The 12,491-nt window shown below is 64.0% G+C and carries 11 protein-coding genes; all 11 read right to left on the minus strand.

The annotated features are described in order from the left end of the window. Positions 1-55: 55 nt before the first annotated feature. A complete protein-coding gene (locus tag HZS54_RS17935; protein ID WP_179918445.1) occupies positions 56-2,188 on the minus strand; it encodes a P-loop NTPase family protein in 2,133 nt (710 codons plus the stop codon). Further along, positions 2,160-2,621 (minus strand): hypothetical protein, encoded by a 462-nt coding sequence (locus HZS54_RS17940; RefSeq protein ID WP_179918446.1) that lies wholly within the window; start codon positions 2,619-2,621, stop codon positions 2,160-2,162. The genes HZS54_RS17935 and HZS54_RS17940 overlap by 29 nt, the downstream gene beginning before the upstream one ends. Further along, positions 2,606-2,878, minus strand: coding sequence for a hypothetical protein (locus HZS54_RS17945; RefSeq protein ID WP_179918447.1), 273 nt, complete (start codon positions 2,876-2,878; stop codon positions 2,606-2,608). The genes HZS54_RS17940 and HZS54_RS17945 overlap by 16 nt, the downstream gene beginning before the upstream one ends. Before the next feature lies 1 nt (position 2,879). Next, positions 2,880-3,062, minus strand: coding sequence for a hypothetical protein (locus HZS54_RS17950; RefSeq protein ID WP_179918448.1), 183 nt, complete (start codon positions 3,060-3,062; stop codon positions 2,880-2,882). Between the two features lie 48 nt (positions 3,063-3,110). Then, a complete protein-coding gene (locus HZS54_RS17955) occupies positions 3,111-4,016 on the minus strand; it encodes a hypothetical protein (protein ID WP_179918449.1) in 906 nt (301 codons plus the stop codon). A gap of 2 nt (positions 4,017-4,018) precedes the next feature. Beyond that, on the minus strand, positions 4,019-4,192 hold the full coding sequence (locus tag HZS54_RS17960) for a hypothetical protein (RefSeq protein ID WP_179918450.1): 174 nt from the start codon (positions 4,190-4,192) through the stop codon (positions 4,019-4,021). 62 nt (positions 4,193-4,254) lie between these two features. Further along, the gene (locus HZS54_RS17965) at positions 4,255-4,884 is read right to left on the minus strand and encodes a hypothetical protein (protein WP_179918451.1); all 630 of its coding nucleotides are present in this window, start codon (positions 4,882-4,884) and stop codon (positions 4,255-4,257) included. A gap of 193 nt (positions 4,885-5,077) precedes the next feature. Continuing rightward, positions 5,078-6,016 carry a hypothetical protein gene (locus HZS54_RS17970; RefSeq protein ID WP_179918452.1) on the minus strand — a complete coding sequence of 313 codons (939 nt, stop codon included), beginning with the start codon at positions 6,014-6,016 and terminating at the stop codon, positions 5,078-5,080. 130 nt (positions 6,017-6,146) lie between these two features. Further along, on the minus strand, positions 6,147-6,860 hold the full coding sequence (locus HZS54_RS17975; RefSeq protein WP_179918453.1) for a hypothetical protein: 714 nt from the start codon (positions 6,858-6,860) through the stop codon (positions 6,147-6,149). 2 nt (positions 6,861-6,862) lie between these two features. Beyond that, positions 6,863-8,407 (minus strand): S8 family serine peptidase, encoded by a 1,545-nt coding sequence (locus HZS54_RS17980; protein ID WP_179918454.1) that lies wholly within the window; start codon positions 8,405-8,407, stop codon positions 6,863-6,865. Between the two features lie 29 nt (positions 8,408-8,436). Next, a complete protein-coding gene (locus HZS54_RS17985; RefSeq protein ID WP_179918455.1) occupies positions 8,437-12,453 on the minus strand; it encodes a carboxypeptidase-like regulatory domain-containing protein in 4,017 nt (1,338 codons plus the stop codon). Between the last annotated feature and the right edge of the window lie 38 nt (positions 12,454-12,491).

Consider the following 12,491-nt stretch of genomic DNA (forward strand, 5'->3'; position numbering starts at 1 on the left):
TCCCGATTTGCCGGTCGTCTCTCTCGACCGGAATTAATCGGAGCGACCGGGTGGGTTACTGGTCCTCGAGGTCCTCATTCCGGTACTTGTGACCCCGATCGTTGAGGAGAACCCCGGAGTAGTACCGGGATCCCGACTTGACCGCCTCGACACCCTCCAGTTTCGTGAATTGCTTGCCGAACGAGCGAGCCTTGCGGGTGTCGAACCCATGCGCGTCCGCGAAGCGATTGTACGCCTCCCGGACGATCGTCGTCTTGGTCCGCTCCGAGGACTGAAACGTGATACACTCGTGAACGAACGAGTCCAGGCCCGGCGGGATCTCCGCCGAGGAGTCGCCCTCCTCGACCTCGATCATGTCGTCGACCTCAAACCGGAGGTCGCCGGGGACGCCCGTCGACCACTCCGGCGTCTCGAGCTCCTCGTCGAGATAGTCCGCCCGCGCCTCGAGGCCGTCGTTGTGCTCGTCGACATCGAAATGGTGGTACGATGGAGGAGCAAACTCGATCGGCGAGAGAAACGAGACATCGTCCTCGACGTTCGGTTGCGAGAGCCCGACGACCATGCCCATGCCGCGCTCGCTTTTCATCGCCTTCTTAGCGCTATTCGCGCCGCTCTCGTTGGCGTACTGGAATATCTTTTCGAGGGACTCCTCCGGCATGTCGAACGCGGCGAACCGCGAGAATCGCTTGCGTACGCCCTTCTTGATGTCCATTACGTCTTGAGTGTCGCAAGTAAACTCTAACCGCTGGTGTCGGTTCTTGCGGAGTTCATACGAGAGATTCGAGACGATCGCTTGCTGGAGTGCCTCCGCCCGGTGGTCGTCCTCCGTCTCCTCACGGTGAGGGGCGACCTCGTGCAACTCCCGGATGACCGCGACCGCTGGCGGGAGTGAGAAGTACCGTCGACGGGCGAAGTACACCGAGTAGATGAGATACGCGAGAACCATGAGCTGGTCCGTCTTTTCGTTGACGTGAGCCACCGAGAACGCCGTTATCGTCTCGGGACTGTGGAATATCTCCGACCAGTCGATCGCGTACTCGCACTCTTTCGTGCGGATGAACCCCTTGTTTTGGAGGTTATGGAGGAGCCGAACACACCGCTTCCGGAACGACTCTTGTAGGTCGTCTTGGTCGGCAATCTCCGCCGCGAGGTCCTTGAGACTCCAGTCGTCCTTTTCGCGGTCGACCGTGTCGTACGCCGTCCGCAGGCTCGCCTCCTGCTGGCGTGAAACGAGCGCCGAGAGGAACGAGACAAGCGTCGTCTGGTCGAGGTCGCTCGCGGGGATCGTGAATGGCCGGACGACCGATTCACCCTCCTCGTCGAACGGGATCCGCTGGTTCCGGACCTCCGGAGTGAGCGGGACCAGGACCTCGAGATTCGGATCGGCGTACTCCTCGGACTCGGTAAAGTCGACCGGGAGCTCGAGATCCTCGCGGACCTCCCGGAGGACCTCCTGACTCTGAGGAATGTCGTTCACCGCGTTTTCAAACTCGTCCGTGTCGACGAGGTCGATAATCTTGTACCCGGAATTATATCGATCCTCGATATCCGCCCCGAGCGCCGTCGACTTGCCCGCGCCCGTCGACCCGCAAAAGAGCGTCTTGGGCATACCCCGGTTACGGCTCACGAGCTGTACCGAGTCGCCATGATCCCAATCGTACGAGCTCCAGAGCTGGCCGAGCTCGAGCTCGTAGCCCGTCGCGCGGGAGACGTTCGACACGTCCGAGATGATCCCCTCGTGCTCCGCGATCGCCGCGACCGACTCGAAAGCCGATTCGATCACTCCACGGGCGGACTTTTGCTCCGCGACCGCGGCGCCGCCGTCGGTGAGCGCCGTGTCCGTGAGCTCCTCGATCGACGGCGACTCTCGTCGGGACGGAGTGAGCGCGTCCCGACGGTACTCCTCAGGCGAGTCAAGAAAGCGCGTCAGCTCGACCCAGTCCCATTTCTCCGAGTCCCCGACCTCTCGGTCGTAGTAGTGCAAGTGCTCCCCGTGCGGGCCGAGGAGCGCCGGGACGAGGACATCGACGAGGAGCTCCGCCACGAGGTCGTAATCTCGCCGGGAGTCGGCGAGCGCCCGGCTTGCCCGGTCGATCGTCTCCGAGACTCGCGTCCGCTGGTTCCATTCGTCCTCGCGGGACGCTTGGCGCCGTTGCCACTCAAGATGGGTTAGGTTGTTCTCGCTCATTCCAGTTTGACCGTTTGAGAGCCGCTTTCGCGTCCGAGAGCGCCTTTCGGACTCTCGCCTTCTTTTCGATCCAGTCCTCTTTCGCCTCGAGGAGGACGATCGCCTCGGAGTGTCGCTCCTGGTAGGCGTGGATCCCCTCCTCGATCGAGTCGGCCTTGCGGACTCGAGCCGGGATCCGGCCGCGTTTCACCGGACACCGGATCCGACACCCGCAGAGGGGCTTTTCTCGCTCACCGTCTTGGAACGACTCGCGCTCCTCCTGGATGTACCGAAGGACGTGCTGCCGATACGCCGAGTCCCCGCGGAGTTGCTCGTACTCTTGGCGGACCTCGTCCAGGTGCTCGCGCGCCTCCTCCTCGGCCTCCGGTGTCGTCCGGTCCGAGGTCCGGAGCCGCTCGACATCGTCCGCGAGTTTGCTTATATCGGGATCCACTTTCGAACCTCCGCGAACGGGTTTTCGTACAGTACATAGAGCGTCGAGTACACCATGATCGCGAAGCCGGTGAGGACCAGAAAGTCGACGCCCGTCCCGAGGAACACGAGACCGAGAGCGAATCCCCCAATCGACCCGAGGATACTCCGGAAAGTCATGATCCGCCGGAACCACGTTTTCGTCGCCGAGGGGTAGGTCCGCGACATGAGGAGCGCGACTCCGCCCGCCAGCGCGACGAGTATGAGTACCTCGATCATGTTACCCTCCGAGGATCCAGCGGTTTACCCGGACACCGCCGGCATACAGGAGGTACGCGACGAGCGCGACGCCGATCCCGAGGACCGCAATCCCGCCGAATGTGCTCGCGTAGTATGCGAGGACCGCGAACAACGCCACCGCGATCACTATCAATACGCCTTTTCCCGTCTTTGGTCGTTCCATGTCTTCTATCTCCTATTTTTACCGTCTGAGTGATTCTCTGAAAGCGATTCACGGAGCGTAATCCGCGAAGTTGAGAAGGTCGCCGAGGCCGTCGAGCGCGTTCGCCGCCGCCCGGCGAGCGTCCGCGATGCTCGACTTGAGCCCCGCGAGCGGGTCGTTCCCGTGCTTGTACCGGACCTCCGGCGTCTCCGTCGACCGCGAGAGGAGGTGTACCGTCTCGTTGCTCCCTTCGCGAGTGAACCGACACACCGGCGCCGAGGCCCCGCCACAGTCCGGGACCGCGATCCAGCTCGAGGAGTTGACCGACGGGTCCGCGTCGTACTGGAGCGTGAGCTCCTGGTCGGTCGTCTCCAGCGCCACCGTCGTATTCGCCGAGAGCGCCGTCGAGTCGACGTAACTCCATTGCCCCGACGACTGGATCGACGGGAGCTCGACGCCCGTCCGATTCGAGACGAGGTCCTTCACCTCGCCGCGGCCGTCGAAGACGAGCCCCGCTTGTTTTGAGAGCTCGAAGACGGCCGTCTCCGGTCCCGAGAACGAGACCCGGACCGCCGTGTAGTTTCGCCCGTCGACGGTCTCCAGGCTCGCCGTGTTGTCGCTCTCGACCGCCTCGAGGCCGTCCTTCGGCCGCGGCCGAAAGTACTCGTCCGGGAGGTAGATACGGACCGTCCGCGAGAGCTCCTCTCGGTACTCGAGTCGGACGTATGTGGTGTCAAAGTCCGTATACCCCGCTCCCTCGAGGCCGACCGCCTCGTGCGACTCCGCGACCGTCACCGACATGTCTACCCGGACGAGCGAGGTCGAGGCCGTCCCCGTCGACTCGTACTCCGCGACCGCCGCGTCCCGCGCGAGCTGGTGGTCGTCGTCGATCGCGAGGACGCCGCTCGCCGAGACCGTCCCGACGAGGACCACCAGCGCGACCGCGAGCCCGGCGAGTTCGTACTTCCCGGACATGGTTAGAGCGGCCAAAACTGTTCAACGCCGGGGACGAGGCGGATCCAACCGACGACCCACCAGAACGCGACGACCGGGACGAGGACGAGCGTCGCCCCGAACGAGACCGACGAGGAGAGGATTAGCGCGACGCCGACGATCGTCGTCGCGAGGATTTGCTGTGCGGGCGTTCCCATACCGAGAGACCAACGCCCGAATTTCTGCGCCTTACTGGTTGCACTGTCGAGGTTTACCGTGCTCATGGTTTGATGAAACTACAGCTCACTTTCCCGCCGTACTGTGCGCCGAACCGACCGAGGTACCCGCTCGAGAGCGACTCGTTCGGGACCGCGTACGACTCCCGGAAGGTCGCCAGCTCGTCCGGGGCGTTCCGAGCCGCCGCCCCCGAGAGCGTACACTCCCGGTCGACCGTCCGCGAGGTCGACCGCGTCGCCGAGAGGTCGTGAAACGACCCGTTTCGGACCGCCGAGGTGAGGTACACCGTCTCCGCCGCGGTGTGGTTCTTGACCGTCACCGCGAGGACGTTCCGGCTCTCGGTCGCCTCGAGCCGCGTCGAGAGCCACCGGGCGTAAACCGTCCCGTTGGCGTCGACCTCCGCCTCGATCGAGGCCGCGCTCTCGGTGGCCGACCAGGAGGCCGACTCTCCGAATGGGTCGTACGCCGCGGCGCGGGCCGCGTAGCCCTTCGCCGCGCCTGCCGCCCCATCCGCCAGCGCCGCCACCGTCTCGAGCCCGCTCTCCGCCGTCTCCGACACGCTCTCGAGGACGCCCGTCTCCTGGTCGCCGGTGTCCGCCACCGCCGGTGTCGAGACCGCCGACACCAGGAGGAGCGTCGCGAGTATAGTCGTCGATATTGTGCGTTTCGTCATGGTTGACGCCCCGAGGAGGGAATTGAACCCCCGATCCACTCGGGGCAAGAGCCGCGCCGGGTCTCGACGCCCGGCTCGAGCTCGTCGGCGCCGCCGAGCTCCTCCAGGAGGAGCGCGTCGTCGACGAGCCCGAGGGACCTCCCGCGGCCGGACACCTGGGTAGGGGTAGAGGTGTCGAGTGCTACGATCCCGCTTAGAACGGGAGCGAGAATCCGCCGAGAACGTTCATGATCCCGTAGTTGCCGATCTGCTGGCGGAACCCGCGGTTGGCGTCGATCCACACGTCGGCCGACTCGCCCGAGTAGTCCTCACCCGTGACGACCTCGATCGAGTCGCTCCCCGAGTGGTAGACGAGGTGAGTTTCGTTGTCGACGGAGTCCGGCGTCTCGTCCATGAAGACGCGAGCCGGCTCGTCGTCGACGGTCGCGAGCGTCGAGACGATCCAGTCGCCCGAGCTCTTACCCGACGCCGAGCTCGAGAGGCGGTCCGAGAGCGTCGAGTTTTTCACGTCGATCGTCGCCGTCGTCGCCGACCCGTTGACCGGGACCGACTGTTCGATCGTCGCGACCTCCTGACCGAAGATCGGGAGCTGATAGCCCGCGAGCGTCTCCGTCTGGAGCGTCGCGAGACCGTCCTCACCGACCTCCGCGTCCGTGAGCTTGAGGTACGTCCGCTTCGGGTCGTTGTGGACGTACATCGTCTGAGTCGTCGTCGACGGGTCCGCTGCCGACACGTCATTGACGATCGTCACCTCGAAGCTCTTGTTTTCTCCCGCCGCCATTTCGACGGACGAGAGGACCGACTGAGAGACGTTCGCCGAGTAGTGGTACACGTTCGGAGTACTGGATTCGTCCGAATACGTCTGCGTGAGGTCCGATCCCGTCTTGTTTACCAGCGTCTCGTTCGTCTCCGGATCCTCAACGAGGATCGCCGGCGACGTTGTCTCGACCACCGCCTCGAGGTAGATGTCCGCCGAGCTGTTGTACTCGACCACGTTGGATGTCGCCGTGACATCCGAGTCCGTCGCCGTGTTCGTTTGTTCGTCGTCAAACTGTACCGCTCCCGCCGCCGCCGTCGTCGCGAGGAGGACGGCGAGCGCGAGAATACCGACTCTCTTGAGTGCGTCTTTCATGCTGAGTAAGTCCGCGATCGCGATCGTGTGATTTCCGAGCTGTACCCCCGAGTCGAGCGCCGCGCCCGGAGGGGCGGAGGGATCCCTCCTCCGACCCACCGAGACGCGACTCGTTGCGGATAGTGCGCTCTCATATATTATCGGAGTCTCCGGCCTTGTGCGCCCCGAGCGTGTACAGGAGCTCGACGTACATCGCGTCCCACGAGAGACCGAACGTTCCTCGGCGCCACCAGTGGGGCCGCCTCGCCATGATCCAGGGGTTGACCACCGCTCCCGGCGCGATCGACTCCTCGAGGCCGCCCTCGAGCCACTGGTCGAAAACCTGCGTGAGGTCCCCGATCGTCGTGAGCCGACCCGGTGTGTCCGTCCGGGTGTACTGGTGCCACGGCGAGATTACCCGAAAGAGCGGGTGAGTCCCGTCGAGCGCCGGCGCGTACGAGGTCGCCCGTAACCAGTGATAGGCCGAGTATACGACCTTGTCGACGGTGCCGTCCCGGACAAAGACGTATATCGGCTCGTGGTCGCCGTCGTGCGAGTCGTACTCCGAGACGCCCTCCTGATGGGTGTACTCCGCCCAATAGACACAGACATCCGTCTCGAGCGCCGTCGAGGTCGCGACCCACCCATACAGGTTCAGGAATTTCGAGTACTCGTCGGCCGAGAATTGGAGCCTCGGCCGGTACTTGAGGAGCATATCCTCGTCGTACTCGATCGTCGCGTGGGACGGGACGAGGTCGCCTCGCGCCGGTGCCTCGGCTCGAGCTCGACCCGCGAGGCCCGCGCCGACCGCGACGGCGCCAGCGCTCGCGAGGAGCTCACGGCGAGTCGTCTCTCTGTCGGACATGGCTACCCGAGGAGCCCCGTGATTATCCCTCCAGAGGAGTCCGAGAGGCTCCGATACGTCTCGTCTCGAGTGACGGCGCCGTCCGTCCGCGCGTCCTCCTGAGTCGCCTCCGGCTCCGTCCCGTCGACGAGATAGTCGACCGCGAACATGCCCGCGCCGACCTCGGTCGTCCCCGCGTTCGGGACCGGACGAGCCGCCTCGCGAGCTTTCTCCGTCGCCTCGTCCGCACTCCAGTCGTTCGCCTCGAGTGCCACCGCGATCCCGCCGGCGACCATAGGCGTCGCCATGCTCGTCCCCGAGAGGGATTTGTTCTCGACGACGCCGTCCGCCGTCGGGATCCGCGTCACCGTCGCCATGCCCGGCGCCGCGAGGTCGACCGTCGCGCCCGCCGTCTCCGCGCCCGAGTTATCGAGCGTTCCAGGATCCGGCCCTATCTGCGAGAAGTAAGCGCTCTCGGCGTCCGCGGGTGCCTCACCGTTGGTCGCGCCGACCGCGATCGCCTCCTCGGAGTCCGCGGGACTCGCGAGCCACCGCGTCGACTGGCGCGAGTTGCCCGCCGCGACGACCACCACGGAGCCCGCCTCCCGAGCGTCGACGATCGCCCGGTCGATCGCCGGCGACTGGACCGGCGAGCCGAGCGACATCGAAATAACGTCCGCCTCCTCCTGCGAGGCGTACCGGATCGCCCGCGTGATATCCGCCGTCGAGCCGCTCCCGTCGTCCCCGAGCGCCTTGAGGACCAGGAGGTTAGCGTCCGGCGCGACCCCGTCGTGAGTCGTCCCCGACGGGTCGCCCGCGACCGCCGCCGCCGCCCACGTTCCGTGTCGCGAGCTCGAGCCGTCCTCGACCGCGTCGATACCGTCCGCGGCCACCGTCTCGTTCGTGAGGAGATTTTTCGAGGCGTCGTCGACTCGCAGCTCCGAGCCGACCATTCCGTCCTCGCCGAACGTGCGCCCGTTCGCCGTCTTGATCCCGGTGTCCGCCACCGCGACCGTCACTCCCGCGCCCGTCGCCGAGACGTTATCCGCCCCGAGGATCGAGCGCGACTCCGACATCGTCGTCCGGTTGGCCTCGCTCGAGAACGCCATACCCTCGTGAGGCATGGCCTCGCTCGAGAGCCACCCGCTCGCTTCCGACTCCGGCGCCGAAAACCTCGAGACGTTCGTGAGTGCCGTCGACGTGAGCGGGTCGACCTCGAGGCGGTAGTTCGGGGAGATATCCGCGACGAACGAGGACGCCTCGAGCGGATCCCCAAACAGCCCGCCGGTCGTGAGTTGGACCCAAAAGCTTGCGTCCGCGTCGATGAGACCCCTCGGACCCGAGACGACCGCGACCCCCGTCTCGTTGTCGACCTCGACGAGGTGACGCCCCGAGGCGTTCGTCCACTCCTCGAGGTCCGCCGCCGCCTCCGACGACTTGAGCTCGACGACGAAACTCGGCCCTTCCGCGTACTCGATCACGTTCGGTCCGTCCGACGAGTCCGAGTCCGACCCGAGGAGCGACGCCCCGGCCGTCGCCGGGACCGCCGCGGTGAGGAGCGATACCACCAGTACAAGCGTTGTGAGTCTCCGAATCATTAGGATCGCCTCCGTTGAGCGAGGAGTACCCCTCCGACCGGCGCGATCGCGAGCGCCGCCGTCGATGGACCAGCTCCGAGGCCACCGAGCGGGAGGCCGCCGAGCTGGAGCCCGAGACTAAAGTCCGGGATCGCCGTCGCCACCTGATAGCTAATCTGGTTCCAAATCGACGGATCCGCGTTCCGCTCGATCTCGAGGGTCGCTTGATCGTCCGTGTGCGTCTTGATCGTCGACGAGCCCGCGCCGCGGATCACTTCCCCGAGAGTCGAGTCGTCCGGGAGCGGCTCTCCGTTCCGATATAGGAGCGTCCCGTCCCCGAGCCCGCCGAAATGAACCGTCGTCTCGACATGCTTGCCGATCGACTGTTCGGCCGCTCCCTTCGCGAGCCGGACCGACACCGTCGAGTCCGGTGGGAGCGACAGCGCCGAGAGGTGTACGTCGAGCGCGTCCGGCGCCTCCGACTCGGCCGGGACCATCGCGACGACATCGATCGCTGTCCCACCCTCGGAGAGCTCGACACCGCCGTCCGTGAGTCCGTCCCCGACGACCGCCGTCGGCCCGAACGGAGTGGTCTCGACACGGACGCCCGGTTTCATTTCAACCGAGCTCGAGCCCGCCTCGACGTACTGCGTGAGCGTGTGATTCGCCCCGTTGGGCGTACTAAACACCGACCGGACCGCGTACGCCCCGCTCCCGTTCGTGGTAAACTGGAGCGTCCGCGTTCCGTTGATCGTCGACGGGACCTCCGCGCCGTCCGGTCCGACTACCGAGACCGCCTCGAGGTCGATCGCAGGCGACGAGCTCGCCGGCTTGAGCGTCCCCGTCACCGTCTCCCGCGGACCGGGTCGGAGCGACGAGAACGCCACCGCGTCGAGCGCCGGCATGGTCCCGTCATACGTCGGATTTGGTAGCGAGATACGATCCCCGCCCGTCCCGTCCTCCGTCGCTACGTCGACGGAGAGAGCGGCGCCCGCCGCGTCACCGAGCGGGAGCTGACGTATCTCGACCTCGTCGGCGAGTCCTGGTCTCGAGTTAATCGAGACGTACTCAGACCCCGGCGAGAGCGTCCGGACCGACCCGTTCGTATAGTGCGCCCGAACGAGGACATTCTCCGGCGAGAGGTCCGTGTCGAACGACTGTACCCATGAGACCGTCTCACCCGAGACCGTCGTCTCACCGTCACCGACATCGATCGTCTCCTCGAGTTGTGAGAGCGCCGTCTCGATCGACGTGACTCGCTCAACCAGCTCCGGATTCGTCGCGTCCGTCGCGTTGAGGTACAGATTGAGCGACTCGTTGAGTGCGTCCGCCGATGTCGTCGCGTTGCGTTCCCCGAGGAGTTGCTTTACCCGGTCCTCAAGGTTACTGTTCCGCTGAGAGAGATTCTCGAGGTCGCCGTACAGCTCCTCGAGGCGCTCGCGGTCGACCGACGTGAGATTGTTAAGCGCCGTCCGGTTCTCGAGCGCCGAAATATTCTCGAGGAGTTGGGTCGGGAGGTCCGCATACGAGAGATTCGACAGGAGCTCGTCTCGCCACTCGGACTTGTTTATCTGGTCCCCGACATCCGTGAATCCCGGCGCCGAGAGCTCGATCACTTGCATCGAGACATCGCTCGAGGGCACGTCGACGATCCTCGGCGAGCTCGACATGTAGAACGTGCTTGTGTTGAGCCCGCTCGTTGCGTTTTGCGGGTCCGTCGCCCTGGTCGACCATTCCTCGACGGACTGGATCGCCTCGCGACGGGTCGGGGCGTCCGGGACGGTCGTCTCGCCGGTCGCCTCGTCGACGACCTCCCCCGGTTGGGTCCCGACCACCTGGACCGAGACCGTCTCGACGTTATTCGGGAGCTGGACGCTAAACGAGCCGTCTCCCTTCGAGACGGTCGTTTTCTGGACCATCTTGTTATTCGCGAGTGCCTCCGCCTCGTCCTTCGCGGCCTCGGCGAGCTGGCCGCTATCGTCCTCCAGGTTCGGCGCGATTAGTTTCGAGGTCGATGCCGTCGCCGCGTCCCCGAGCGAACCAACTTGGATCGGGTAGGCCGTCCCCGGCGATCCCTCAGGATACACCCGGTAGAATCCCGGATTGAGCGACGCCGTCGCGTAGTTCGCCGTCGTCGAGCCGAATCCGAGGACTCCACCCGAGGTTTGCTCCTCGGTCGTCTCGACGGTCGTCCTCGAGAGCGTGTCGTTCCCGGCGGAGACTTGCTCGATCACGATCTCCCCGTCATGCTGGAGTGTTCCGGGGAGTTGCTCGTCCCATGCGTTTTGTCCGCCGAGACCGCCGGTTTGAGTCGGGTCCCACTCAGTGAGGATTATCTCCTCGTCCGCCGGCACCTGGATCTGCGGGTTGGCGAGGTCGTCTCCGGTGAATATCCCGTCTCCGGAGACCGACTCCGTCGTTACCGCGACGTAATTCGCGTCCTCGCTCTCGAAGATGTCCGACACCGGCGCGAGCGTGTCGTCCCACGAGTCCGGAGCCGCCTCCAAGTAGCTCGAGAGGATGTCTCGCGCCTCTTGTTGCGGGTCCGGTGCGCTCTCAATGTCCGGGTGGGAGTAGTTCATCCCGAACACCTGGACCGTCTGCCCGGCGACGGGATCGCCCGATTGAGAGACGACAGTCCCCGAGACGGCGTTTTCTGTGAGCGTAAAGTCGACGCTCGAGTCTGAAGACACACTTTTAGTCTTCGATTTTGAAAGGAATCCGCTCGCAGACGCCGTAACTGTGTAATCACCGCTTGGGACATTTGTCGAGTACGAACCACTCGAGTCCGTCGTCGTCGACGCCACAGTCTCGGAGCTATCCTCGACTATCACATCCGCATTATCGAGAGCGACTCCGTCCGAGTCGGTTACGGTGCCCGAAATCGTATTTCCCGGCGCACCCTCATTAATCGCTATATTGTCCACAAAATACACATACGGGTCGACAGTATTCATATCAAACCTGTCGAAGTTATCCGAGTCAGATTCCATCAATACATCTTCACTACCAACGACCTCACCACTTGCCGGATCATATATCGTCACGGTCATTTCACCCCCCCACGTGATGTTATGGTATGATATTTTATACCATTTGTCTTGTTGCGTGCTTGATGCTATTGTGGTTCGTACACCTCTGTCCTGTGTATAGAATGAAATGGAACTGTCCGAGTTATACTCAATATCACCCATAGCATCCGAACCAGAGTCTAATATAGAGGTTGTGGTGAAGCTACTACCGGTGCTATTTATCTGTACATACCATGATATACTATCTGGTGATTTGTCTGATATATCATTTGTTATCCCGTGTCTTTCGAGAGTGTTACTTGTATCCTCCTTCGCCTTAAGTGCGTACGACCCCTCATATACGATTGAGCTTGTAATTTCACCAGCTGCATGCGTCCATTCGGACAGGTCTCCGTCCTCGAAATCGTCCACCATTTCCGCACCCGCCGCAGATGCGGGATTGCTCGCGAGCGAGATTAAGCCGATACCGTAGGCTAACGGGGACGTTACGACGAGGAGAGTGATCGCGACCGTCGCTCCCTGTTTGAGTCGGTAAGTCGGAACCGTCTCGACCAGCTCGAGACCGGTCGAGGTAACACGTTTTCTTGCACCCACCAATCCTAAGACCGCGACCGAGAGAGCGCCCGCGACGACTATCGTCGCGACCACCTCGACTCGAGTCGTCTCGGGGAATCCGACCGACGAGAGTCGCCACAGATTGATACACACGTCCGCGAGGCCGACTCCCGCGATCAACCACCCGCCCGCGAGTGCGACGCGCCGATCGACCTCCTCGAGGCGCCGGAGGATACCGAACGCCGCTCCGATCTCGAGCATTGCGACCGCCGCGGTCGCCGGATAGCCGAGCGCGTCGAACAGTCGCCGCGCAACTGGATTCAGCTCGACCGTTCCCCACGAGAGGAGGTACGTGAGGAGGATCGCCGCGAGCGTTGTCGAGTGGGCCACCCACTCGGGAGTTTCGAGCCGGTACAACCGTCCGTTACCGTCCGTATGTGTGTCTCTCATGGTATCGTACGTATCTCCGTACAAGCCGCTCTCGCCGC

The sequence above is a fragment of the Halosimplex pelagicum genome (assembly GCF_013415905.1).
Lineage (GTDB): Archaea > Halobacteriota > Halobacteria > Halobacteriales > Haloarculaceae > Halosimplex > Halosimplex pelagicum.